Genomic DNA, 24,170 nt, shown 5'->3' on the forward strand with positions numbered 1-24,170 from the left:
CGCAGGGCGTCGCTGTAAAAATACAGCTCTGCTACAGCGCCGACTCCGACCTTGGATGCGAGGTCGTCGCCCAACCGCGACGGCCGACGCCTTTGCGATCACGACCCCGACGCTGTTCTCTTCTATCCGGGCCACGAGATGATATAGTTGGAACCTTATTGCAGGTGCCAGCTCGACACCGCCACCTCTCTCGGCCTCTCCCCGGTGCTCCTTCCCTGCAGCCGCCGGCCTCGGAGAGGGTCCGGTTCTCTGCCGGCGGGGCCATCGCGCCGCCGGCGGTCGCCTCTGTCGTCGGCGCTCCCCGTAACCTGGCGGAAACAATTCGGAGGGGGCTGGGTGGGTGGCGCCCCCGAGCTTCTGTGAGGAACGTAACCGGTTCAGGGCCGCTGCGGCGATCGGCGGCGCTGGCGCGGCTCGCCTGCCGCGTGGCGCTGACACACGATCTCCATGACGTGTGCTCGCCAACTCCTTTGCGGCGTACCGGCCTCGACGGGCTGGAGGCGTGGAGCCGCCGCGGCGATCTGGGCAGCGTCAGGGGTGGACACGAGCCATCTTGTGCGACGCCCTCGTGGACGCTGCCTTCACAACCTACGTCCCGAGCGGCGTCTACCACGTGTGCGCCGACTTCACCCGTCCGGGCGTTCCTGACACCCGATCGCCGTGTTGCTTTCACGGGTGTGCGCCGAGACGTCCTCCGTCCATGGTGCATCATTTCATCAATGCGCGATCGCTCAGGGCATCACGCGCTTCTGTTGCAGCGCAAGAAAGGCCAGATTCTCGGCGATCTCGCGCGCGGCCCCGCGGGGTTCTCGTGCGCTGGCGCCTCCCCCTCTCCCAGCGTTCATTTCAATTATCCTGCGCTCACAGAACGTTACCCAATACACCAAAATCACGCGTGACTGCTTACATGAGCTGGCGAGCTTGTTGTTTTTTATTTCGGGAAGGCTCTGTATCGGTTATGCGGGATAAGAGGACGCGCAATCGCGCTTCGCTGGAGTAGCATCGTCCTATGTCGGAGCCCCCTAGTAGCAGTCAGTTGATCCGGATACCCATGGTGCTGGCGCTCGACTGCAGCCCCCATTTTCTGGCTCGTTGCCGGAGGGTTGCAGCGCGGGCTCGCTTCCTCGTCCGCTCCTGCGATGCGGGCTCGGCGTGGGGGGTGGCCGTCCGCCTCCGCCCGCTGGCCATCGTCTTGCCGAGCCACTTGCACGATCGTGCGCCGAAGACCTTCGAGCTGCTCGCGGAGGACGCGGGGGCACGCCTCGTCGTCGTGGAGTCCGAGCAGCTGCCCGCGGGCGAGCTGGAGGGCCACATCACGCACGCGATCGGCGAAGCGAGCCGGGCGCGCGGCGCCTAGAGCGACGGTCACCCGCTTCGGATACGGGCCCACCTCGACGTTTTCGGTGCTCAGCGCACAGGAGTGCGCTTGCGCGCCGAAAACGCCGATCTGGGCCCGTCTCCTGTGCGGGTGACCGCCGCTCTGCCCAGGCCGCGGCCTCAGTCGACGCGGACGCCCGCGGTGAAGTGGAAGCCCCATGTGTGGTCGAGCGGCGGGCCGAGCTCCTCGTCGAAGGGCAGCAGCAGGCCCGTCCGAAGGAACGCGAGGTCGCGCTCGATCGCGAGGAAAGGCTCGACGGCCAGGACATAGAGATTGCGGGCGACGGCGTGCCGGATGCTCACGTTGTCGAACGTGGGCAGCGCCATCCCTTGCACGCGCACGCCGCCGCCGATCCCGTGGCCGATCTGGAGCTCGACGGCGTGCTGGATCGCGAGCTCGTACTCCTTGTTGCGGGCGAGCGGGATGTAGAAGACCGGCTCGAGCTGAAAACGCCCGATCATCCGTGAGCCGACGTGGACCTCGGCGCCGAGGCGCCCGTGGATGGGGAGGATGCTCGGGAAGTACTCGTGGAGATCCCAGTACGCCCGGCTGGCGCTGACGGGCTCGTAGCTGGCGTGGTGGTGGGTCTTGCCCGAGAGCGTCGCGAGCCCGACGTCGCCGCCCACCGTGAGCCAGAACGTCCGGCCGACGCGGGCGACGTGATGGGCGCCGAGCGTCACGTTGCCGAGCACGGCGTCGGTGCGCTCGGACATCGCGAGCCCGAACGGGAGTCGGACATCGAGGAACGTGTGCTGGGCGAACGGCATGCGGGCGAAGAGGGCGACCGCGAGCCCGGAGACCTCGCCGTCGCCGCCGGTGAACGAGGAGGTCTCCAGGCCGATCGCGCCGCGCCGGCTCAGCGGGACGGCCCCCTCGTCGATGGTTCTGCCGCCCGACGCGCGCGCGGGCGGCGGCCCCAGCTCGGCGTCCGAGAGGGACAGCGCCCAGGGCGCCGGCGTGCTGCCCTTGCGGCCCGCCTCCGCTGCGCCCGGCTTCCGCTCAGGCGGCGCCGCGTCGGAAGGCGGCCCGGCAGCTCCCGGCGCGGTTTGCGCCTCTTCCGGCGCGAGCGGCGGGGCGTCCGGCTCAGGTGCGCCCGCTCCGGGCGCGCCGAGCGCCGGGGGCTGCGGCGTGCCGGGCGCCGATGTCGCGGGCGACGGCGCTGCGCCCGACGCCGGGGGCTGCGGCGTGCCGGGCGCCGATGTCGCGGGCGACGGCGGTGCACCCGGCGCCGGCGTCGCGGGCGGCTGCGGCGTCGCGGGCGGCTGCAGTGTGCCCGGCGCCGGCGGCTGCGGTGTGCCCGGCGCCGGCGTTGCGGGCGGCTGCCGTGCACCAGGTGCCGGAGGCGGTCCCGCCGACGCGGAGGGCGCAGGGCTAGCCGCCGGGCGAGGCGTCGCGGGCTGCGCAGCGGAGGACGCGACCGCGAGGGTCGCCGCCAGCCAGGAAAGCGAGGACAAGACCAGGATTCGACGTGGCATCGTGTCTCCTTGGAGCGCGCATCCTATCGTCTCGGCGGGCGCGCGCGGTCTGCTCCGGCGAGCGCTGGACGCGCCTCCGGTGGCGCGACCGCCGTCCGCGGCGCCAGCGCCATCCCGCGGCGACACGGGCACGGGGCGACCCGGAGGCAGAGGCGAGCGCCGCGCGGCGGCCGGCCGCAGAGCGGCGGCGCGGGGCCGGGGCCTGCCGCGCGCCGCTACAGCAGCGCGGCGAGGGCGGCCGCGAGCCGCTCATAGTGCGGCCTGTCGTTGTAGATCTGGGCCGAGATCCGGAGGTGCCGCCGGGGCGACGCGGGCCAGGCGAACACCGGCACCTCGATCCCCCACCGCTCGAGCAGCGCGTCCTGGAGCGGATCGAGGCGCAGCGGGGACGACGGCGCGTCGGGGAGCGGCACCGTCGCGAGCGCGCCGATCATCGCGTCGGGGCTCGGCGGCGTGCAGCCGAGCGCCTCGCACAGGAGGTCGCGCGCGGCGAGCGCCGTCGCCCGGTTGTGCGCCTGGAGCGCGGGCCAGCCGCCGGGCACGAGCGCGCCCATGGCGCGGAGCGCGTCCGCGACGCAGAGCGCCGCGCTGGGGTCGGCCGTGCCGGTCCAGTCGAACTCGAGCAGGAAGCGCGACCTGTCGGCGCGCGGCGAGTTGGCGCCGTGGCTGATGGAGAGAGGGCGGACCGCGCCCTGCTTGTCCCGCCGCACGTGGAGGAACGCCGCGCCCTTCGGCGAACAGAGCCATTTGTGGCAGTTGCCGGTGTAATAGGCCGCCCCGAGGGCGCGGAGATCGAGCGGCACCATGCCGGGCGCGTGCGCGCCGTCGACAAGCACGTCGACGCCGCGCTCCGCGAGCGCGGCGATCAGCGAGGCGACCGGGAACACGAGCCCCGTCGGGCTCGTCACGTGATCGACGAGGACGAGCCGCGTCCGCGGCCCCACGCGCGCGAGCACCGCCTCGACCACCTGCTCGGGCGCCTCGATGGGGAACGGCACCGGCGCGACAACGACGCGCGCGCCGGCGCGGGCCGCGACCGCCTCGGCCGCGTTGTTGCAGGCGTTGTACCCGTGATCGGTGATGCACAGCTCGTCGTCGGGTCGCAGCGAGAGCGACCGCAGCACCGTGTTGACCCCGACGGTCGCGTTGGGGACGAACACGAGGTCGTCGAGGTCAGCGCCGACGAAGGAGGCGAGCGCGCCTCGGGCCGCGTCGAGCAGCGGCTCCAGCTCGCGAAGGAAGAACCGGACGGGCTCGCGCTCGAGCTGCTCGCGGTAGCGCTGCTGCGCCTCGAGCACCGCGCGCGGGCAGGCGCCGTACGAGCCGTGGTTCAGGAAGGTGACGGCCGGGTCGAGCGACCAGAGCTCGCGCACGGCGGCGGCACGCGACTCCGGGAAGGCGTTCGGGTTCATGGCGAGGAGCGGGCCACGAGGAGGCGACGTGCCGGAGGGCCCGGAACAATGTCGCGCGGGCCCCGACCCCTGTCGAGGGCCACGCGAGGAGCAGCTCCCAGTCCATGATGGATTGTATCGTCAATGTTGAATCATGGATCAACCATGACGGGATGCCGCCGGTCGTGCAGAGCCGGTCAACCCGTCCATGATGGACATCGCGTCCGGTCGTCCCATGACGGACATCGCATCTGCCCTCTCATGGTGGACACCGCACCTGCCATCCCACGATGGACATCCCATCTTCAATCCCATGATGGACACCGCACCTGCCCTCTCATGGTGGACGCCGCACCTGCCCGCCATGACGGCCCGTCATCGACGGGCAGGCGTCAGCGGCGACGAGCAGGCCTCAGCAACGGGCAGGCGCTAGAACCGGCAGGCGCCGGCGGCGCGCCCCGGCGGCGGCGCCGGATCAGCGGCGGCGCCGGATCAGCGGCCCGACCAGACCGGGGAGGCGCTGTTCATCTCGAGCGCCTCCATGCGCCGCGCCGCGGGTGAGGGCGGGGCCGCCGCGGCCGCGCGCGCGGTCTTCCGCGCGCTCGCCACCGCCGAGGCCGCCTGGACGGCGCGCTCCTTCTCCTTGTCCGACCGGGCGCGCGCCGCCTGCTGCCGGAGCCGGTCCTCCGCTGCCGCGAGCTTCGCCTCGGCCGCGCCGAAGTTGCCCGCGCTCACCTCCTGGGCCGCGTCGAGCTGCATCATGCCCGCGTCCATCACCGCGGCGATCGTCTGGGTCTTCTCGTTCTGGTGCGCGGCGACGAGGGCCGGATCGCTCGTCACGTCGTAGCGGGCGACCACCTCCTGCACGCGCGGGAGATTGCCGCTCTCGGCGTCGCGGAAGTGGAGCCGCACGCTCGCCAGCGGGTGGGAGCCGGCCGCCGGCGCGGTGACCCGCGCCCGCACGAGCATCTCGCGGTGCTGCCCGCCGAACATCGTGCCGAGCAGCACCCGGAGCGCGTCCCCGGAGCGCTCGGTGCGCTCGTTGGGGACGTCGAGCAGCTCCACGCCGGGCGCCGGGACGATCTCGACGAACGCGCCCGTCGCCGCCGTCGTCTGGAGCAGGGCGAGCTCGCGCTCGAGGACGGAGGACATCTCCCGCGCCTCGGTGAGGTGGTACAGCCGGCCGCTGGAGCCGATGGCGAGCGCGTTGAGCGTGCGCTCGTCGTAGTCGGCCCCCACCCCGATCGACGTGATCTGCACCCCGTGCGCGGCGCCGCGCTGGGCGAGCGCCCCGAGGATGTCGGGAGAGGAAGGCCCGATGTTCGCCTGGCCGTCCGAGATGAGCACCACGCGCCGGACGGCGTGCGTCGACGGCGCGGCGAGCGCGTGCTGCTCCGCGAGCTTTAGGCCAGCGAAGAGGTTGGTGCTGCCGTCGGGGCCGAGCGCGGCGATGGCGCGCGCCACCGCGGGCCGCGTCGACCGGCCCAGCACCGTCGGCGAGACGCGCGCGTGCGCGGTGTCGGCGAACGACGCGACCGAGACGAGGTCGCCGTCGGGGAGCCTGTCGACGAACGCCTGCGCCGCCGCGCGGGCGTTCTCCATCTTGGGCCCTTGCATCGAGCCGGAGGCGTCCACGAGCAGCACGACCGCCGCCGGCGCGCGCGGCTGTCCGCGGGCCGCGCGCGCCGCCGGGACGTCGATCCACACGCCGAGCTGCGTCTCGCGCGTCCCCGGCAGCGCGAACGCGCTCGCGCCCGCGGCGCCGATCCAGACGCCCTGGCTCCCCGCGGGCGCCGGCTCCGGCCGGGACGACGGCGCCTCGGCCGCCGCCGCAGAGGGCTCGTCCGGCTCCGCCGCGGCCGCGGCCACGGCGACCGGCTTCGCCGCCTCCTCCCGCGCCGCAGCGCCCGGCGCGGCCGCCACCGCCGCGGCGGTCGCGCCCGGAGGCGCCGCCGCGCTGGCCGTGCAGCCCAGAGCCACCCATCCCATCAGCAATCCAGCGAGCATCGTCCGCATCGAGGAGCTCCTTCCGCCGCAAGCCATGGCGCGGCCCACGGGGGGACCCACGTCCCTCCGCCGCGATCTCCCGGTCCCCGCAGCGCGCGGCTTCTACGGACCGGGCCGAGAAAAGATCTCCGGGAGAGCCGGCGTCGGCATCAGCGCCGCCGGCCCTCGCACCGGCGAAAGACCGCCGCTCCGCGCCCCGAGCCCCCTCCGAGCACACATCCGTGGGTCGTCCCTGCCTGACTCCAGGGCACACCTCGAGATCTCGCGAGATCCGCGACTCCCGACGTCCCTCTGTCGGTGGTTCAGGTCTTGCTCACTCACGACCGTCGACGGGCGATCGCCGGAGCGCGGCGCCCGGACACGACGCGCCGCACGGAGCGGCGATGCCGGAGGAGGTCGATCCGATGCAACTCGCGCGAAGCAAATCTCCAGCTCTCCTCGCCGCGCTCGCGGCGGTCTTCCTCGCTGTCGGGAGCCTCCTTGCTTTTCCGGGCTACACGCTCACCGGCACGGGCGTCCGCGTGAGGACCATCGGCGTGCTCAACATCGATGTCTATCGGATCAGCCATTACATGGAGCAGCTCCCTGCCACCCGATCCAAGGACGCCGTCATCGAGATGGACACGGGGAAGAAGTTCGTCTGGACGATGCTTCGCGACGTCGACCGCGCGAGCATCGTCAAGGCGCTGCGGGAGGCCTATGCGCTGAACCGGTACACGGACACGCCGAAGATCGAGAGGTTCGTGGCGGCGTTCGAGGGAGACCTCAAGGCGGGCGCGGAGGTCACCATCGCGTACGACCCGCGCGCGAAGGCGACCACCGTCACGGTCGCCGGCGGCGGGACGGCGACCGTGGCAGGCGTCGACTTCATGAAGGCCACCTGGCGGATTTGGCTGGGCAAGATCGATCAGCCCACGTTGAGCGAAGAGCTCATCGCCAGGCTGCGCTGACGCAGGCGAGCCGCTGTCAGTCCGACGGCTTGTCGCGCACCACGAGCACCGACCGGTTCGTGTGGTTCACGACCTTCGCCGCCGTCGTGCCGAGCACCTTGTCGATGCCCGAGTAGCCGTGCGACCCGATGACGATGAGATCCGCGTTCTCCTCGTCCGCCGTCCGGCAGATGACCTCCCAGGCGACGCCGACGTGGATCACGACGTTCGCGAGGAGCTCGGGCGGCACGTCGCGCGCGAGCTGCGAGAGCTCCTCGCGGTCGCTCCGCTCCAGGATCTCGGGGACGCGGGTCGGCGACTCGTTCAACGCCTCCGCGGGCAGGCTGTGGTGCAGCCCGATCGCGCGCACGAGCACGAGCTTGCCGCCGAGCTTCTGCGCGAGATCGACGCCCTCCGCGAGGACGAGCGACGCCTTGGGGGAGCTGTCCAGTGCAACGAGGATGGTCCGGGGGTGCTTGAGACTCATGGCGTCCGCCTTTCGTGCGGTGACGTACCGCACCTTCTTTAGCCGACCTGGCGCCGGACGCGCAGCGCATCGCTCGGCGGCGGCGCTCCACGCCTCCGCGCCGCCTCCGCGCCGGCCCGACCGCCCGCGCCGAGCGCCGCGGACGGTGCGTCCAGCGTGGATCAGGCGCGGATCGTCACGCCATGGCCTCGGTCGTCCGTGAGGATCTCGAACGCCGCGCGCCGCGCCGTGGTCAGGGTCTCGATCCCGACCTCGCGGCCCAGGCTCTTCCGCCGCAGGGTGACGGTGCAGGCCCCGATCTTCGTGTTCAGGCAATGCTTCACGCCGCCAGGAGGGTTCCTGTAGGCCAGGCCCACGAAATCGCCGGCGGACGCGGAGATCTCCCCCTCGACGCTCAGCCGATCGGTCTCCGTCCGGAAGCGCCAGGTGAAGTAGTCGAACGAGGCATCGGCGCGGACCGACTGGACGAGCGAGCCGAGCGCGATCTCCTCACCGCCGTGCCGGAGGACCAGCGGCGTCATGTTCGGCGTCCAGAACGGTCCGACCTTCAGCCGGGCCGTGGCGACCTCGAGGAAGCTGTCCGGGTGGCTGTCGAACCCGGCGACCTGCCCCCAGGCGTACAGGTCCGTGTGTTTCGCCCCCCAGTTGTGGTTCTGGCTGCCCACCCAGCCCGAGACGTCCACCGCGCGCCCAGCCACGCGGAGGAGGCCGCTGTAGACGGCCATCGGCGCGCCGACCAGCGCCTTCGCCTTCGGCAGCGGGGCGTCGTAGAGGGCCGCCGGGAGCAGCAGAAGGGGCTCGCCGCCGCCCTCGTAGGCGAGGTCCCAGGTGATGGCGTCCTCCCCCTCGCCCGCCGCGCCGGTGAGCCTGCCGAGGCTCAGCCGGGCGCCGTCGATGGCGACCGACAGGCTGTCGCGGGCGAACGAGCAGCGCCCCGCGAACGGGACCTCGCGCTTGGCGACCGCGTGGCGCCCCGACTCGCCGTCGAAGTAGACCGCCCAGAGCTCACCCTCCGCGGCCTCGGGCCGCCCGGCCGGGCTGAACAGCGTGTACCGGATCCAGAAGGCCAGCGGCCTCGTCGGGTGGTTCGCGCGCTGGAAGAAGCTCTCGTAGAAGCCGCCCCGCTGCCCCGGCCGGTAACGCGCGTGGTTCGCCCGCTCCCCGATCGTCTTCACCTTCGCGACCACCATCGCGCCTCCCGCTCCTCCAGCCTAGTGCCCCCGCTTCGACCCGCCGCTGAGAAGATCGCCGATGACCCGCTCCAGATCGTCGAGCGAGATCGGCTTCGCGATCTTCGGGTTGTCCACCCGCTCCACGAACTCCCGCGCGCTCGGCGTGAAGGCGCCGCCCGACATGAACGCCATCTTCGGCAAGAGCTGCGGGAACCGCTCGCCGATCTCGTCGTACAGGGCCATCCCGCTCATCTGCGGCATCAGCAGATCGCAGACGATCGCGTCGATCCGGCCGCCGCGGTCCCGCAGGAGGTCGAGCGCCTCGTGGCCGCTCTTCGCCACGAGCACCTCGTGCCGCTCCTCGAACGCGCGCGCGAAGGCGTTGAGCAGCATCGGCTCGTCGTCGACGAACAGGATCGTCCCGCGCGACGACGCGCGCGGCGGCTCCGGCGGCGGCCGCGGCGCGGGCAGATCCGTCGGGTTGAGGCCGGTCAGGCGGATCGTGAAGACGGTCCCGACGCCGGGCGTGCTCGAGACCGTCATCGTGCCGTGCTGCTCCTCGACGATGTTGCGCGACACCCAGAGCCCGATGCCCGGGCGCGCGCTCTCTTCCTTCGTCGTGAAGAACGGGTCGAAGATCCGCTCGACGACCTCCGGGGTCATCCCGCGCGCGTTGTCCTCCACCTCGACGTGGTGGACCCCGGCGTCGAAGCGCGTCGTCACGCGCACCATGTTCTCGTCGCGGGGGCGGTTCGGCATCGCCTGCGCCGCGTTGATGAACAGGTTCACGAACACCTGCGAGAGCTTGCCCGGATAGCCGACGAACGGCGGCATCTCGCCGTAGCTGCGCTCGATGCGGCAGAGCTGGCTGAGCTGCGGGCCCGTCATGCGCAGCGCGAGCTCGATCACGTCGACGAGCTCGACCCGCTCGGGCTTGCGCTCGCTGCTGCTCGAGAAGAGGTTGAGGTCCGTCACGATGTCCCGCATCCGCTCGACGCCGGCGAGCGCCTCGTGGCACGAGCGATCGATGAGGTCGATGGCGCGCAGCAGGTCCTCGTACGAGCCCGAGGCGACCGGGCGCGCCGCCGAGACGAGCTTGTGCGCCCCGCTCCGGATCTGCTCCAGGTTCGCCATCACCCACGCCATGGGGTTGTTGAGCTCGTGCGCGACGCTCGCCGCGACCTGGCCGATCGAGGAGAGCTTCTCGCTGTGGAGGATCTGCGCGCGGCGCGCGACCTCCTCGGTGACGTCGCGCATGAGCGCGAGCGAGGCGTCCTCGCCGTAGAGCCGCGTGATCCGGACCGTCATCACCTTGGTCAGGCCGGCGCGCGTCCCGCAGCGGATGGTGGCCTCCCTCGGCGCCTCCGCCCGCGACGCGGACAGCACGAGCGTGCGCAGGGCCGGCACGTCCGCCGCGACAGCGAGCGCGGTGATCGGCCGGCCGATCCACGCCTGCCGCGAGTGCCCGAAGAGCGCCTCGAACCGCACGTTCAGCCGCGTCAGCATGCCCTCCTGGTCGATCGTCGCGAGCACGTCGGACGAGAGCTCGACGATCTCGCGGTAGCGCTCCTCGGAGGCGAACAGCGAGCGCTGGGCGTACGCCTCGGCGAAGCGGTGCTCGAACTGGAGCAGCAGCGCGTCGACGGCGCGGAGCACGTCGATCGAGGACGTGCCGTCGGCCTCGGCGTCGTCGTGCGTCGTGTCGAGGACGCCCGCGACCGCGGTGCGGAACTCGGACGCGGCGATCAGCGGGGCGCTGATGGAGTAGCCGGTCGCGTAGCGCTGCTCGACCAGGTGCGTGATGAACTCGTCGAGCAGCGTCTCGCTGCCGTCCTCGAGGATCCTGGTGAACGCGGCGAGCCAGGAGCGCACGTTCTCCGTGACCTCGCCCACGGGCCGGTCGGTGTACCGGCCCCGCTCCGGCGGCAGCGCCAGCACGTTCTCGATCCAGTCGTCGATGAGCTCGTCCTTGTGCCGCTTGCAGAGGTCGAGGAGCCGCCGGCGCGCGAGCGCCATCGACGTCTCCGCGTTGGTCGGCGGCCCGTGGACCTGCGAGCGCCGCTCGCCGTCCCCCCCGCCGCGCGCGCCCCGCGACTCCGGGACCTGCGAGCGCCGCTCGCCGTCCCCCCCGCCGCGCGCGCCCCGCGACTCCGGGACCTGCGAGCGCCGCTCGCCGTCCCCCCCGTTGTGCGCGCTCTTCGCTTCCGGAAGCTCACGCTTGGCTTCCTCGTCCGCTGCCATCGCTGTTACCTGCCGCGGAGGACCTCGCAGCCCATGAACGCACGGAGCGGCTCCGGCACGACCACCGTGCCGTCCGCCTGCTGGTACTGCTCGAGGATCGCGATGACCGTCCGCCCCACCGCGAGCGCCGACCCGTTCATCGTGTGGACCAGCCGCGGCTTCGCCTTCGGCTCCGGCCGGTAGCGGATCTGGGCGCGGCGCGCCTGGAAGTCGCCGAAGTTCGAGCAGCTCGAGATCTCGCGGTACACCCCCTGGCCGGGCAGCCACACCTCGAGATCGTACGTCTTCTGCGAGCCGAAGCCGAGATCGCCGGTGCAGAGCGCCGACACCCGGTAGTGCAGGCCGAGCCGCTTCAGGACCTCCTCCGCGTGCGAGGTGAGCAGCTCGTGCTGGCGGGCGGAGTCCTCCGGCGCCGAGAACCGCACGAGCTCGACCTTGTCGAACTGGTGCTGCCGGATGAGCCCGCGGACGTCGCGCCCGTGGCTGCCCGCCTCGCTGCGGAAGCACGGCGTGTAGGCCGCGTACGCGATCGGGAGCGACGCCCCGTCCAGGATCTCGTCGGCGTGGAGGTTCGTGACAGGGACCTCGGCCGTCGGGATGAGGTACAGGTCGTACGCCCTCTCCGGGTCGCTCTTGTGCGTCTTGAACAGGTCGTCGGCGAACTTGGGCAGGTTGCCCGTGCCGAACAGCGCCGTGTCCTTGACGAGGAAGGGCGGCAGCACCTCGAGGTAGCCGTGCTCGCGCGTGTGCAGGTCGAGCATGAACGAGATGAGCGCCCGCTCGAGGCGGGCGGCCGCGCCCATCAGCACGGTGAAGCGCGCCCCCGAGAGCTTCGCCGCGCGCTCGAAGTCGAGCAGGCCGAGGGCCGTGCCGATGTCCCAGTGGTTCTTCGGCGCGAACGAGAAGCTCGGCTTCTCGCCCCACGCCCGGACGACCACGTTGCCCTCCTCCCCCGCGCCCACGGGCACCGACGGGTCCGGCAGGTTGGGCACGACGGAGAGCAGCTCGGTCATCCGCTTCTCGAGCTCGGAGACGACCTGCTCGGCCTCCTTGATCCGCGTCGACAGCGCCTTCAGCTCGTCGCGCTTCTGCGCGAACTCGGGCGATTTCTTGTCGAGGCGCGCCATCGCGTCGTTCGCCGCGTTGCGCTCCGCCTGCCACCGCTCGAGCTCCTGGATGTTGGACCGCCTCGCGCTCACCGTGGAGGCGAAGTCGTCTCCGAGGCTGGCGGCGGCGGCGGGCGAGCGAAGGGCGAGCGCCGCGCGCACCTCATCGAGGTGCTCCGCGACGTGGCGAGGATCGAGCATACCCCAGGGTTTAGCCGAAGCCCGCACGCGCGTCAGCAGCCGCGACGCGCCGCGCTGCTCCGAGGAGGGGCCCGCTCCCCGCGCTCCCCGCCAGAGGCCCGGCGGGGAGCGGCGCGCAGGGAGGCGCTAGGCGCTGGCGCCCAGGCTGCGCAGCACGAACTGGAGGATGCCGCCGTGCTGGTAGTAGTCGACCTCGTTCGGCGTATCGATGCGCGCGGTGACGGTGAAGGTCTTCTTCGCCCCGCCTTCCCCTGTCGCGACGACGTTGAGCTTCTTGCCCGGCGTGAGGTTGTTCGAGATGCCGTCGATCTCGAACACCTCGCGCCCGGTGAGCCCGAGGGTGGACGCGTCCTCGCCCGGCGCGAACTCGAGCGGGAGCACGCCCATGCCGACCAGGTTCGACCGGTGGATGCGCTCGAAGCTCTTCGCGATGACCGCGCGCACGCCGAGCAGCTTCGTCCCCTTGGCCGCCCAGTCGCGCGACGACCCGGTGCCGTACTCGGCGCCGGCGATCACGAGCAGCGGCACGCCCTCGGCCTTGTACTGCATGGCCGCGTCGTAGATCGTGGTCTTCTCCTCGTCGGGCAGGTGCACCGTGATCCCGCCTTCCTCGCCGGGGCGGAGGGCGTTCTTGAGGCGGATGTTCGCGAACGTGCCGCGCATCATCACCTCGTGGTTGCCGCGGCGGGCGCCGTACGAGTTGAAGTCCGCGGGCGCGACGCCGTGCTCGACCAGGTACTTCGCGGCGGGGCTGTTCTTGGCGATGTTGCCGGCCGGGGAGATGTGGTCGGTCGTCACCGAGTCGCCGAGCAGCGCGAGCACGCGCGCGGCCCGGATGTCGGTGAGCGGCGCCGGCTCCTTCGACAGCCCCTCGAAGAACGGCGGCCTGCGCACGTAGGTCGAGCCCTCGTCCCACACGAACGTCTGGCCGCCCGGGACCGCGAGCTTCTGCCACTCCTCGTCGCCGGCGAAGACGTTCTCGTACTGCACCTGGAACTGCTCGGGCCGCACGGCCGTCCGGATGGCCTCGCTGACCTCGGCCGAGCTCGGCCAGATGTCCTTGAGGTACACCGGGTCGCCGTTGCGATCCGCGCCGACCGGCTCCTTGAAGAGGTCGGCGTCGACGTCGCCGCGCAGCGCGTACGCGACGACGAGCGGCGGAGAGGCGAGGAAGTTCATCCGCACGTGCTGGTTGATGCGGCCCTCGAAGTTGCGGTTGCCCGAGAGCACGCTCGCCACGACGAGATCATTGTTGCGGATCGTGTCGCCGATCACGTCCGGCAGCGGCCCGGAGTTGCCGATGCAGGTCGTGCAGCCGTAGCCGACCATGTGAAAGCCGAGCGCCTCGAGGTACGGCAGGAGCCCCGCCTGGCGCAGGTAGTCGGTGACGACCTTCGACCCGGGGGCGAGCGACGTCTTCACCCACGGCTTCACCGTGAGCCCGCGCTCGACGGCCTTCTTCGCGAGCAGGCCCGCGCCCAGCATGACCGCCGGGTTCGACGTGTTGGTGCAGGACGTGATCGCGGCGATCACGACCGAGCCGTGGCGCAGCGTGTAGCGCGCGTCGCCCTCGGTGATCTCCGCCGGGCGCATGATCTTCTCGAGCGCGGGGGCGCGCGCGGCCGCGTGGCCGGCCCCCTCCTCGAGGAACGCCTTGACCGCGGGCGCGTCGGCCGCGGCGAACTCCTTCTCGAGCATGCCCTGGAGCGAGGCGCGGAAGGTGCGCTTCGCGTCGCGCAGCGGGACGCGGTCCTGCGGCCGCTTCGGGCCGGCGATCGACGGCACCACGTCGCCGAGGTCGAGCGAGAGGGTGTCGCTGAAGACGGGGTCCGGGGTGCTGTCCGTGCGGAACAGCCCCTGCTCCTTGTAGTAGGCCTCGACGAGCGCGACGAGCTGCGCGGGCCGGCCGGTGAAGCGCAGGTACGCGATCGTCTCGTCGTCGACGGGGAAGAAGCCGATCGTGGCGCCGTACTCGGGCGCCATGTTGGCGATCGTGGCGCGGTCCGGGAGCGAGAGCGCGCTCAGGCCCGGGCCGTAGAACTCCACGAATTTCCCGACCACCTTCTTCTGCCGCAGCATCTGCGTCACCGTGAGGACGAGATCGGTCGCGGTCGCCCCCTCGGGCAGGCTGCCGTGGAGCTTGAAGCCCACGACCTCGGGGATGAGCATCGAGAGCGGCTGGCCGAGCATCGCCGCCTCGGCCTCGATGCCGCCGACGCCCCAGCCGACGACCCCGAGCCCGTTGATCATCGTCGTGTGCGAGTCGGTCCCGACGAGCGTGTCCGGGTAGACCAGCGAGCCCTGCCGCATGACGGCGCCCGCGAGGTACTCCAGGTTGATCTGGTGGCAGATGCCCTGGTCGGGCGGCACCACGCGGAAGTTCGTGAACGCCTGCGCTCCCCACCGGAGGAACGCGTAGCGCTCCTCGTTGCGCTCGAACTCGAGCGCCGCGTTCACCTTCACGGCCGTCGAGGACGCAAACTTGTCGACCTGGACCGAGTGGTCGATCACGAGGTCGACGGGCTGGAGCGGGTTGATCTTGAGCGAGTCGCCGCCGAGCTTCGCGAGCGCCTCGCGCATGGCGGCGAGATCAACGACGGCGGGCACGCCGGTGAAGTCCTGGAGCAGCACGCGCGCGGGGTGGAACGCGATCTCCTGCGAGGGGCGGGCCTTCGGGTCCCAGTTGAGGACGGCCTCCACGTGGTCCTTGCGCACGACGCGCCCGTCCTCGTGACGGAGGAGGTTCTCCAGGAGGATGCGGAGCGAGAAGGGGAGCTTCTCGATCGACGCGCCGCCTTGCGCCAGCGAGGTGAGCTTGTAGTAGGTGTATGTTTCGGCTTGAACCGTCAGCGTGCTCTTGGTGCCAAAGCTGTCGACCATGCGGCCTCCTCCAACGTCCGGAGCGCCCTTGTAGGCGCCCCGAAGCCGCTAATCTAGTCCTATGTGCGCGCGCTTCACCCTCGCCGTGCCGGACTTTGCGACCCTCATCGCGCTGCTCGAGTCCTCCTCTGGCGCCGGCCGAGCAGGCAGCGGCTCGGCTCGGTCGATTGCCGCTGATCCGGAGATGGCGGCGAGGTTTCGGCCTCGTTTCAACATCGCACCTGCGACCGTCCACCCGGTGCTGCGCGCGCGGGACGGCCGGCGCGCGCTGGTGGCGGCGACCTGGGGCTTCATGGCGCGTTTCGCCAGGGGCGGCGCCGGGCCTTCGCTCCTGGCCAACGCGCGCGCCGAGAGCGCGCGGGCGAAGCCGACGTTCCGCGAGGCGTTCGCGGCGCGCCGCTGTGTGGTGCCGGCGGACGGCTTCTACGAGTGGACCGGGCCCAAGGGCGCGCGGCGGCCCACCTGGTTCCACCCCGCGGAGGGCGGGCTGCTCCGCCTGGCGGGGCTGTACCAGCCGGCGAAGGACCCCGACACGGGGGAGCCCGACGTCCGGTTCACGATCCTGACCACCGAGGCGAACGCCGACGTCGCGCCGATCCACGACCGCATGCCGGTCCTGCTGGGCCCCGGGGACGTCGACCTCTGGCTCGGCCTCGGCGACGGCGCGGACGCGGATCGGGCCGAGGCGCTGCTCCGGCCGGCGCCTCGCGGCGCCCTCGCGGCGCGCGCCGTCTCACCGCGGGTCAACTCGGTCGCGCACGACGACCCCACCCTGCTGCAGGAGCTCGCGGCGGAGGCCGCCGCCCCGAAGGCCGCTGCCCCGAAGGCCGGCGGCACGCTTCCGCTGTTCGATCTCGACGGCGGCGCGAGGCCCGCCGTCCCCTCCGGCCGGACCTCGCGCCGCTGATCTGCGGCAGCGTGCGCGATGTGCGCTGACTGACGTGCGACGCCTCAGCGCGCGGGGGCGTTGCTCGCGCGACCGCCCTTGCGGCCCGTGCGGCTGGTCTTCGCCGGTCGGCTCGCCTTGCGCGCGGGCGCGGCTCGCCCGGTCTTCGCGGGCGCCGTGGCCGCTGTCTTCTTCCGTCCGGTCGCGGTGGCGCGGCGCCCCTTCTGCGCGCCCCGCGCCGGCTCGGCGCGCTGCGTCGACGCGCGCTTCGGCGCGCGCTTGGCGGGTGGACGCTTGGCCGCCGCCTTGCGCGCCGACGGCTTCGCCGCGCGCGCGCGGCGGCCGCCGGTGGCGGCGGGCATGCTCTTCGCGACGTTCCGGGCGAGGAGCGCCTCCACGTCGCTCGCGCGCACCTGGCCGAAGCGCGCCTCCAGGCGGCCGCCGAGCTCCTCGAGGCGCGCGGCGCCCATGGCGCTCTCGACCTGGGGGAAGAGCTCCTTCTCCTCCTCCTCGACGTGGTGCTGCACGAGCTCCTTCAGCACGCCGAGCCTGGCGTGAAAGGTTTCGTCACCCGGCTCGGTGCTGAGCAATTTCTGCAACATGACGTCGACGAGCGCGTGCTCCTCGTACGAGGTCGGGATCAGGGGGGAGGCGCCGAGCGCCCCCCGGCTCTCGGGGTAGAAGAGCTCCTCCTCGATGGCCGAGTGGCTCACGAGGGTCGCCACGAGCTCGTCGCGGAGCGCGCTGATCTCGTCGCTGTCGGCCTGCGACATGCGCTCGAAGAGCTCTTCGACTTCCTGGTGATGCTCCTTCAATAGGTCGGTCGCCTTCATGCGGGGACTCCTCTCACGGAAAGATGAAGCGCCGTCGAGGCGCTTGGCCTGTGCGGTCTGCGGGTTTGCGCGAAGCATGCCAGGCGAGAGGGGCGCGCGAAGCGAGCGCACGACGCGCACGCGCGGGCGCGGGCGTACGTCGATCGGCCAACCCGCGCGGGGGCGTCGCGGCGCGCGCGCTGCGGGGCGTGCTGCCCCGCAGCGAGGCGTCATGGCGCCGCTGGCGCGTGATCGCGCGCGGCCTGCGCGATGTCGCGGACGCCTTCGCCCGCGCAGGGCGCCGGCGCGCCGCCGGGCGCCGTCAGCGGGCTCTCCTCGGCTCGCGGGCGCAGGTCGATCGCGCGGGCCTCAGTTCGCGCCCCATACGTTGAGCACGGCCGCCGTTTCCGCGTCGATCGTGGCCGGCTCCCGTTGCGCCGCGGGCGCGCGCACGGACAGGTCGAACGTCACGGTGCGCCGGAAGAGCGACACGGTGGCGAGGGGCATCACCTCGCGACGGTTGAAGGCGCAGGTCGGGTCCACGTCGAGGTCGCAGAGAAAGGGGGGGACGCCGAGTCGACCCGAAAGCACGAGGTTGCCCCAGCGGGTGGAGTAACGATCGCCGAGGGCGGCGATCTGGGGGCCGCGCTCGACGCCCTCGAGGCCGGAGGCGACCGCCGCCAGATCCTTCCCGAGCGGCTTGCGGGCGAACGAGAGGCCGAGGGCGGCGTTCGCCGTGCGCGCGACGTCGATGATCTCGGTCGGGGCGGCGATGCGCTGGCCGGCGTACAGATCACCGGGAAAGTGGACATAAAGCGGGAGCGTCAGGACGGGCTCCTGGAGCTCCATGCCCTCGCCGTAGAGCACGGCGTCGGAGCGCCCGCTGGCCAGATCGCCGGTCACGATGAAGAGGGTCTCGTCCCACAGGCCGGCGGCCTTGAGGGTCCCGATGAGGTTGCCGAGGGCGCGGTCCTGGCCGGCGAGGGCGATGGAGAAGAGGTCGCGGATCCGGTCGCGATCCTCGGGGCTGAGCACATCGCGGCGCCGGCCCCTCAGCCTGGCCAGCACCTGGGCGGCGCGGCGCGGCTCGACGGGGCCGGCGTACTCGGCGGGCTTGAGGGCGTTCAGCTCCTTCGGGCTGACCTCCCAGGGCGGATGTCCACCGCGCGCGTGGACGAACGCGAGGAGGCGGTTGGACGCGTCCTGGCGGAGGGTCTCGTTGATCCAGGTGGCGGCGGCGTCGATCGGGGTGGTGGCCGGCTCGCCGCTCGTCGGGGGGTGCTCGAGGACCCGGGACCAGCCGGGTCCGAAGCCGAACGCCCGGAACGTGGTGGGGACGCCGGTGAAGAACCCGGTGCGGATGCTGCTGTCGCTCGCGATGGCGCCGATGGTCGTGATGCGGGCGGGGAGGCGGGCCCCGGCGTCGGCGACGGTGTGGGCTGGCGGCGGAAGACCGGTGAGCAGCGACGCGGCCACGGCGGACACGACCGTGCTCGGCCCGCGGTGGTGATCGAACGTCGTCGCCGAGGTCGCGAGCTCCGAGAGCGTGGCGAGGTGCGGCTCCGGACGACCGCTCCAGGGGGGCAGATCGGGCCGCTCGACCCCGTTCAGGGCGACGATCACGACGGCGCGCGCTCGGGGCACGGACGGCGGCGGCTCCGGCGATCCGGCGAGGACGGGGTCGCCGAAGAGGATGCGTCCGCCGCGGGCCGCGGCGGCGGCGCGGAGCTCGAGGGAGATGAGGGACCCGGCGAAGGGCGCGAGCGGCAGCTCGACGTCGGTCCAGGTCGCCTTGTCGCCGCCCTCGACGTGGGCGCGATGGATCACGAGGGGCTCCTGGCCGTCGCGGAGGACGCGGATCTCGGCGTCGCCGTCTCCCGAGCCCAGCGCGCCGATGGAGGTGTGGAGGCGGGTCACCCTGGAGGGGCGAAAGGCGCAGCGGACCGCGCCCGGCGCGCGCAGCGCGATGGACCGGTGGGGGACGCCCGACAGCGCGGCGGCGGGCGTGACGACGTCGCGCAGGGTCGGGGGGCCGTACGTGGCCGGGTCCTCGTCCGGGATGCCCACGCGCACCCAGTCGACGTCGGCGAACGCCTCCCCCTCGCGGAGCCGGCCGGAGAACTGGAGCGTGAGGGTGTGCAGGCCGGGGTCGGCGGGGAGCGTGGTGGTCGGGGTCGAGGCGATGCGGATCTGGTCGCGCTGGAGGCGGAGCGTTCCGAGCGGCTGGTCGTCCAGGGAGACGGTGGCGTACCTGGAGGTGAGCCCGACGGCCCGGGCGGACACGAAGATGGGGCTCGCGGACGGCAGGACGAACGTGAGCTTGATCTGCCGCTGCGAGATCCGCGCCCAGGTGGATCCATTGTGCTCGACGGCCTGGATGCCGGTGGGCACGGTCCCTTGCCACGCGAAGCGGCCGATGAGCGAGCCCGCGCCGGTATCGAACAGGAGCCCTCGGTGCTCGAGATCGCAGCTCGGCAGCTCGTCGATGAGGTGCACGGCGTCGCGCGCCGGCGGCGGAGGCGTCGCCTCCGGGCTCGCGGACGCCGCGGCCGGGGCGTCCGGAGGCAGATCGCGGGTCGACGTCTCGCACCCGTCGCAACCGGAGAGGAGCGCGGCGGCGAGGGAGGCGAGCGCGAGCGCGAAGGAGGGACGGCGGGTTCGGATCACGCGGGCGCGCACGGGGCGTGCTCTACCACGAGCGGGAGTCCTGGGCGGCCGGTGTCATCGGGCCGCCGGTGGTGTCGTTCGCGCGGCCGAGCATGGGACCCTGCCGGGTCTGGGCAGGCGCACGCCGAGGCTGGGCGCCTGGTACCACGCCGTCCAGGCAGCGCCCGAGACGCTGCAGCGGAGGACGTGTACCGTTCTCCTCGCGAGGTGCGGCCGCGCACCCTGCCGCCTGGCGCGCCGCCTGAGCGGCCGACGAGCGAGGAGAGCATGAGCGAAGTCGATTTCGCGTTCGCATGGGAAGGTGCCTCGAGGCGATCGGCGCCTGGGCTCACCTCCAGGTCGTCGAGCTCCGCGGCACCGAGGCCATCTCGCGCCCCTACCGCTATGAGATCATCCTCTTCGCGCGCGAGCCGGCGCCCGACGTCGATCCCGAGGAGCTCATCCAGGCGCGGGCCACCTTGCGCATCGTCACGGGCGCCGAGCCCCCCGTCCGCCTCGTCCACGGCATCGTCGCGGAGGCCGAGGAGCTCGGCTCGGTCCAGGACGGCACGCTCTACCGCGTCGTCCTCGTCCCCCCGCTCGCGCGCGCCGCGTACCGCACGCGCTGCCGCGTGTTCCTCGAGAAGACCACCCGCCAGATCATCGACGCTGTCCTCCAGGGCGACCCCCAGCTCCGCCGTGACGACGGCGCCACAGCACCGGCCGCCGACGTCGAGCATGCCTTCAGCCCGGCCCGCGAGCTCTTTGCCTGGCGCGTCGTCGACACCTCGCGCATCGATCAGGTCGCGGCCCGCCCCTATTGCGTCCAGTACAACGAGAGCGACCTCGCCTTCGTCGCGCGTCTCCTCGAAGAGGAGGGTATCGCGTACCACTTCGAGCACGGCCATGGCGTCTGCCTCCTGGTCCTCTCCGACTCCGACGCGGGCCGCGCCCGCCTCGATCCGTTCGCTCGCCTCGGCCCCAACATCGCTGGCCGCGCCGTCACCGGCATGAAGCTCGGCGCCCGCCTCCGCCCCCGCAAGGTTTCGCTCGCCGACTACAACTGGAAGAACCCCGCCCTCGACATGGCCGTCGCCGCGCCCGCCAGACCTGGCGCGGCCGAGCTCGTCGATCATGCCTATCCCGGCCGTTACCCTGACACCCCCGATCAAGGCCGCCCGCTCCCCGCCGCTCGCCTGGATCGCCTCGGTGTCGAGGCCAGCTACGGTGTCGGCGAGGGCCCCTGCCGCGTCCTCGCGGCCGGATCCATCTTTGCGCTGGAGAGCCTCAAGCCTCGCCATGCGGGGGAGTACCTCGTGACCCAGCTCGACGTCCGCGCCCGCCAGGAGGGCGTCCTGGCGCCCTCCGCGCGCTCTGCCCTCCCGCAGAACGCCGCGCTCGATGGGCCGTATGCTGCCACATTCGAGTGCGCCCGCCGCGGCAAGGAGGGCGCCGTCGCCGAGTCCCGCTTCCGCCCGGCCCGCGTCACCCCGAAGCCCGGCATTCACGGCACCCAGACAGCCTTCGTTACGGCCGAGCCTGACGCCCAGGGCGCCGAGATCAACGTCGGCGGTCCTCCTGGGGCGGAGATCGGGTGCGTGCGGGTGAAGTTCCACTGGGATAACGAGACAGACCGTCACGCCAAGGAGCCGACGTCCTGCTGGGTCCGGGTCAGCCAGGTCTTCGCCGGCGCCGGGGAGGGCGGCGTCTGGCACCCGCGCGTGGGCGTGGAGGTGATCGTCGATTTCGACGAGGGCGACCCCGATCGGCCGATCGTCGTGGGGCGAGTCTACAACGGCCGGAACATGCCGCCGGGCGGAGCGAAGACGGTGAGCACCTTCAAGACCATGTCGAGCCCGGCGACAGGGGCCTTCAACGAGCTCACGTTCGACGACACGGCAGGCCAGGAGCAGATCAAGATGCACACGCCGTACAACTGGAGCTCCCACGCGGGCAACGACAGGAGCGAGAAGGTCGACAACAACAGCGACTCCAAGGTCGGCACGGACCGCAGCGAGAGCACCGGCTCGAACCGCCGCACGACGGTCGGCGGCGACAACTCGGAGGTCGTGGCCGGGAGCGAGTCGGTCACCGTCGGCGCGAACCAGACGGTGAAGGTCGGCGGCGGCCAGACGGTGGACGCGACCGGGGCTCAAGTGCTCAGCTCGTCGGCGAGCCAGAAGATCACCGCGCCGACGCAGGAGATCGGCGCGACGGGCAAGCAGTCGCTGAAGTCGGCGAACCTGGCGGTGAGCGCCAGCAGCGCGGCGACGATCGACACGCCGGCGTTCGAGCTGAACGGGACGAGCGTCAAGATCAACGCGAGCGAGATCGTGCTCTCGACCGGCGGCGCCGAGATCAAGATCAGCGGAGGGGGGTCGAGGTGAGCGGCCCGCTCATCAAGGTCTCGGGCGGCTCGGTCACCATCACCGGCGACGTCGTGAAGGTCAACTGAGGGCTCGCGATGACCACGAACACCCGAGCTGGCGAGCTTGTGGCCAAGATCCATTACGGTCCGTTCGAGGGGCGTTTCCGGAACGTGCCCTTCGTGCTGGGCTTCGCGCTGTTGGCGTTCGCTATGCTCTGGGACGCCGTCTACGAGGCTCGAACCGAGACGCTCCAGTGCGTGCGTCCACCCGGCGAGGTGGCGACGTGCGAGAGGCGGTGGATCTCCCCCCTGCTTCCCCCGCGCAGCGAGCGCTTCGATGCAGATGCCGTGCGTGCGGTGAGATACCGTGACGTGCACGCCACGAAGGGCTCGGGCGTCGTCGGTGGATACACGGTGCTCGTGGACGTGCACGGGCAGGAGACGGGCTTCGGCAGCACGACGGTCGAGCAAGCGCGGCTCAACACCGAGCGAATCCAGCGGTTCCTGCAAGGCCAGGATGGCTCCACCCTGCTGATCGAGGTGCTCCCTTCGTACTGGAAAGTAGCATGGATAGCGTTGTGGGGGGTTCTAGCGCTGGGTCTCACGATAACCATCGTCGTCCACGACTGTCGCGATCTCGGGGGGTATCGCATCGAGGTTCGCGAGAACCCGAGCGAACAGCCCGGGACGAGCGCCGCCGCGCGCTCACCAGGCGCGTATCGGGTCCAAGCGTACGACAGCCCGAGCGAGGGCTTGCGGTTGCGCGTGACGCGAACGGTCCTCGGCCTCCCGCTGCGCGTGCACGAGCTAGAGGTTCCGCCCGACCTCACCGAGGTCGAGATCGAACAGAGACCTGCGCCGAATTGGTACGTCCCGCGCGCTCACGCTCAGCCAACGGGCAGACGTCTCGTCCTGCGGACCGCGACGGGCGCCGCGCTGCCGGTCATCCCCGAGCTACGCCGGGGGGAGATGGAGCACGAACGCGCGCGGATCGCCCTCGCGAAGGCCCTCGGGCTGTCCACGTCGTGATAGACTACGGGATCTCGACGCGAAGGGGCATCTTCTCGAGCTCGTCAGGCAGGTAGGGGCGAAGCGCGGGCGCCGAGCCCCTCCACAACACCGAGACCCTCCCCTCATCCGGCTCGATGAGCACCGTGTGAATGACCGGGTTGGTCTCATTGAGCTTGCCTTTGCGGCCATCCGTCCAGATCTTCGGGCGTTCCGCGGGAAGGCGAAACATGAGCCGCGGGCGTCTCGGATGGAGGTTGATGAGCTCGACCTGTTCTCCGCCCGTCAGGTATGGGAGCTGGAGGCCGAGCGAGGCTCCGCTGGCGCAACGAAAATCGAACTTCTCGGCTATCGGCTTCTCCTGGAGGATGTCCGCGGGCGCGTATCCGCGAGCCGCCTCGGCGACGAGCCCGGCAAACGGCTTGTGCTCCGGGACGACGCCGAAGTAGGCGAGCCTGGGAAACCAGCCGAGGCCTACCCAGTCCATGGCCTGGGGCAGCGGCATGCTCGGCCAGTGTTCGACGTGTCCACACACCAGACGCTCCGGCGTGAGCGGATCGAGCGGGTCCTCCAGGTTGGGGAGCTCCAGCCGCTCGATCGCGGCGGGCGTCGGCTCGATAAGATACCCTCGGCCCGCCGGGTTCCGCGGGTAGTCGTAGGGATTCGCCTCCAGGGAGGCGAGCTCGCGCGAAAGGAAGGGTCGCAGCCCGTCAAAAGGGTTACCGTACCTTGCCGTCGCCGCCCTGTCCTGTCCCCCGTAGGCACGATCGTACCGCAGCGGGACTCGGGTCACCGGCTCAGGTGGGGAGAAGAGGATCTGCCCGGTGCTGCTCAGCGTGCATCGCCGGTCCCCGACGACACGGATGGTCTTGCGGACGCCCTCGACGCCGAGCGAGACATCGAACGACCGGGGATCCTCGTAGGCGTACGCGTGTCCCTTGAGGACGACGTCGGTGGCGAGCTTGTGCGGGTACAGGTCGGTATCGGCGGCGAGCAGGCTCTTGTTCTCCGGGTCATTCACGACCGGCAGCGTCAGAGGAGCCTGCTCTCGGGCCCGATGGACGCGCCCCTCGCTCGTCAGGGTGTACGTCACCTTGAAGAGCACGGCGAGGATGTTGCGTCCTTCGGGATCGGTGCCCGACATCTGGCGCACCACGGGTGACGGCGCGGCCATGATCTCCAT

Annotated in this window: 16 protein-coding genes; 5 read left to right on the top strand and 11 right to left on the bottom strand. The window is 71.8% G+C overall.

All coding sequences use genetic code 11. The annotated features are described in order from the left end of the window. Positions 1–1,036 precede the first annotated feature (1,036 nt). Positions 1,037–1,357, top strand: coding sequence for a hypothetical protein (locus WMF44_RS43600; RefSeq protein WP_437295945.1), 321 nt, complete (start codon positions 1,037–1,039; stop codon positions 1,355–1,357). A 140-nt stretch (positions 1,358–1,497) separates the two neighbouring features. Here WMF44_RS43600 and WMF44_RS43605 read toward each other — a convergent pair whose 3' ends face one another. From WMF44_RS43605 to WMF44_RS43615, 3 genes are all read right to left on the bottom strand, one after another. Further along, positions 1,498–2,853 carry a hypothetical protein gene (locus WMF44_RS43605; protein WP_437295946.1) on the bottom strand — a complete coding sequence of 452 codons (1,356 nt, stop codon included), beginning with the start codon at positions 2,851–2,853 and terminating at the stop codon, positions 1,498–1,500. A 215-nt stretch (positions 2,854–3,068) separates the two neighbouring features. Further along, positions 3,069–4,265 (bottom strand): aminotransferase class V-fold PLP-dependent enzyme, encoded by a 1,197-nt coding sequence (locus WMF44_RS43610; RefSeq protein ID WP_437295947.1) that lies wholly within the window; start codon positions 4,263–4,265, stop codon positions 3,069–3,071. Between the two features lie 471 nt (positions 4,266–4,736). Beyond that, positions 4,737–6,260, bottom strand: a complete 1,524-nt coding sequence (locus tag WMF44_RS43615) for a vWA domain-containing protein (protein ID WP_437295948.1) — start codon at positions 6,258–6,260, stop codon at positions 4,737–4,739. A gap of 395 nt (positions 6,261–6,655) precedes the next feature. On the opposite strand from WMF44_RS43615, the gene WMF44_RS43620 reads away from it, so the two are divergent. Continuing rightward, a complete protein-coding gene (locus WMF44_RS43620) occupies positions 6,656–7,201 on the top strand; it encodes a chalcone isomerase family protein (RefSeq protein WP_437295949.1) in 546 nt (181 codons plus the stop codon). A 16-nt stretch (positions 7,202–7,217) separates the two neighbouring features. Here the strand turns inward: WMF44_RS43620 and WMF44_RS43625 are convergent, their stop codons facing one another. From WMF44_RS43625 to acnA, 5 genes are all read right to left on the bottom strand, one after another. Continuing rightward, positions 7,218–7,667 (bottom strand): universal stress protein, encoded by a 450-nt coding sequence (locus WMF44_RS43625; RefSeq protein WP_437295950.1) that lies wholly within the window; start codon positions 7,665–7,667, stop codon positions 7,218–7,220. Between the two features lie 161 nt (positions 7,668–7,828). Beyond that, the gene (locus tag WMF44_RS43630) at positions 7,829–8,857 is read right to left on the bottom strand and encodes a hypothetical protein (protein WP_437295951.1); all 1,029 of its coding nucleotides are present in this window, start codon (positions 8,855–8,857) and stop codon (positions 7,829–7,831) included. A 21-nt stretch (positions 8,858–8,878) separates the two neighbouring features. After that, the gene (locus tag WMF44_RS43635) at positions 8,879–11,080 is read right to left on the bottom strand and encodes an ATP-binding protein (RefSeq protein WP_437295952.1); all 2,202 of its coding nucleotides are present in this window, start codon (positions 11,078–11,080) and stop codon (positions 8,879–8,881) included. A 5-nt stretch (positions 11,081–11,085) separates the two neighbouring features. After that, entirely contained in the window at positions 11,086–12,387 is a 1,302-nt protein-coding gene (serS, locus tag WMF44_RS43640) for a serine--tRNA ligase (RefSeq protein ID WP_437295953.1), read from the bottom strand. A gap of 126 nt (positions 12,388–12,513) precedes the next feature. Then, positions 12,514–15,267 carry an aconitate hydratase AcnA gene (gene acnA, locus WMF44_RS43645; RefSeq protein WP_437295954.1) on the bottom strand — a complete coding sequence of 918 codons (2,754 nt, stop codon included), beginning with the start codon at positions 15,265–15,267 and terminating at the stop codon, positions 12,514–12,516. A 61-nt stretch (positions 15,268–15,328) separates the two neighbouring features. Here acnA and WMF44_RS43650 point away from each other — a divergent pair, with 61 nt between their 5' ends. Further along, positions 15,329–16,174 (top strand): SOS response-associated peptidase, encoded by an 846-nt coding sequence (locus tag WMF44_RS43650; protein ID WP_437295955.1) that lies wholly within the window; start codon positions 15,329–15,331, stop codon positions 16,172–16,174. Between the two features lie 44 nt (positions 16,175–16,218). On the opposite strand, the gene WMF44_RS43655 is transcribed toward WMF44_RS43650, so the two are convergent. Further along, positions 16,219–16,986 (bottom strand): hemerythrin domain-containing protein, encoded by a 768-nt coding sequence (locus WMF44_RS43655; protein ID WP_437295956.1) that lies wholly within the window; start codon positions 16,984–16,986, stop codon positions 16,219–16,221. Between the two features lie 348 nt (positions 16,987–17,334). Beyond that, entirely contained in the window at positions 17,335–19,644 is a 2,310-nt protein-coding gene (locus tag WMF44_RS43660) for a sulfatase-like hydrolase/transferase (protein ID WP_437295957.1), read from the bottom strand. A gap of 281 nt (positions 19,645–19,925) precedes the next feature. Here WMF44_RS43660 and WMF44_RS43665 point away from each other — a divergent pair, with 281 nt between their 5' ends. Both WMF44_RS43665 and WMF44_RS43670 read left to right on the top strand, forming a co-directional pair. Further along, complete coding sequence (locus WMF44_RS43665) at positions 19,926–21,998, top strand: type VI secretion system Vgr family protein (protein WP_437295958.1); 2,073 nt, start codon at positions 19,926–19,928, stop codon at positions 21,996–21,998. Positions 21,999–22,159: 161 nt separating this feature from the next. Further along, the gene (locus tag WMF44_RS43670) at positions 22,160–23,008 is read left to right on the top strand and encodes a hypothetical protein (RefSeq protein WP_437295959.1); all 849 of its coding nucleotides are present in this window, start codon (positions 22,160–22,162) and stop codon (positions 23,006–23,008) included. A 4-nt stretch (positions 23,009–23,012) separates the two neighbouring features. On the opposite strand, the gene WMF44_RS43675 is transcribed toward WMF44_RS43670, so the two are convergent. Beyond that, positions 23,013–24,161, bottom strand: coding sequence for a DUF2169 family type VI secretion system accessory protein (locus tag WMF44_RS43675; protein ID WP_437295960.1), 1,149 nt, complete (start codon positions 24,159–24,161; stop codon positions 23,013–23,015). Positions 24,162–24,170: the final 9 nt, after the last annotated feature.

Source organism: Sorangium sp. So ce426 (genome assembly GCF_051475585.1).
GTDB lineage: Bacteria > Myxococcota_A > Polyangia > Polyangiales > Polyangiaceae > Sorangium > Sorangium cellulosum_B.

What these genes read in the sequence shown, in the direction of transcription:
- WMF44_RS43605 (WP_437295946.1), bottom strand. Translation starts at nt 2,853, where the DNA reads ATGCCACGTCGAATCCTGGTCTTGTCCTCGCTTTCCTGGCTGGCGGCG.
- WMF44_RS43610 (WP_437295947.1), bottom strand. Translation starts at nt 4,265, where the DNA reads ATGAACCCGAACGCCTTCCCGGAGTCGCGTGCCGCCGCCGTGCGCGAG.
- WMF44_RS43615 (WP_437295948.1), bottom strand. Translation starts at nt 6,260, where the DNA reads ATGCGGACGATGCTCGCTGGATTGCTGATGGGATGGGTGGCTCTGGGC.
- WMF44_RS43620 (WP_437295949.1), top strand. Translation starts at nt 6,656, where the DNA reads ATGCAACTCGCGCGAAGCAAATCTCCAGCTCTCCTCGCCGCGCTCGCG.
- WMF44_RS43625 (WP_437295950.1), bottom strand. Translation starts at nt 7,667, where the DNA reads ATGAGTCTCAAGCACCCCCGGACCATCCTCGTTGCACTGGACAGCTCC.
- WMF44_RS43630 (WP_437295951.1), bottom strand. Translation starts at nt 8,857, where the DNA reads ATGGTGGTCGCGAAGGTGAAGACGATCGGGGAGCGGGCGAACCACGCG.
- WMF44_RS43635 (WP_437295952.1), bottom strand. Translation starts at nt 11,080, where the DNA reads ATGGCAGCGGACGAGGAAGCCAAGCGTGAGCTTCCGGAAGCGAAGAGC.
- serS (WP_437295953.1), bottom strand. Translation starts at nt 12,387, where the DNA reads ATGCTCGATCCTCGCCACGTCGCGGAGCACCTCGATGAGGTGCGCGCG.
- acnA (WP_437295954.1), bottom strand. Translation starts at nt 15,267, where the DNA reads ATGGTCGACAGCTTTGGCACCAAGAGCACGCTGACGGTTCAAGCCGAA.
- WMF44_RS43650 (WP_437295955.1), top strand. Translation starts at nt 15,329, where the DNA reads ATGTGCGCGCGCTTCACCCTCGCCGTGCCGGACTTTGCGACCCTCATC.
- WMF44_RS43655 (WP_437295956.1), bottom strand. Translation starts at nt 16,986, where the DNA reads ATGAAGGCGACCGACCTATTGAAGGAGCATCACCAGGAAGTCGAAGAG.
- WMF44_RS43665 (WP_437295958.1), top strand. Translation starts at nt 19,926, where the DNA reads ATGGGAAGGTGCCTCGAGGCGATCGGCGCCTGGGCTCACCTCCAGGTC.
- WMF44_RS43675 (WP_437295960.1), bottom strand. Translation starts at nt 24,161, where the DNA reads ATGGCCGCGCCGTCACCCGTGGTGCGCCAGATGTCGGGCACCGATCCC.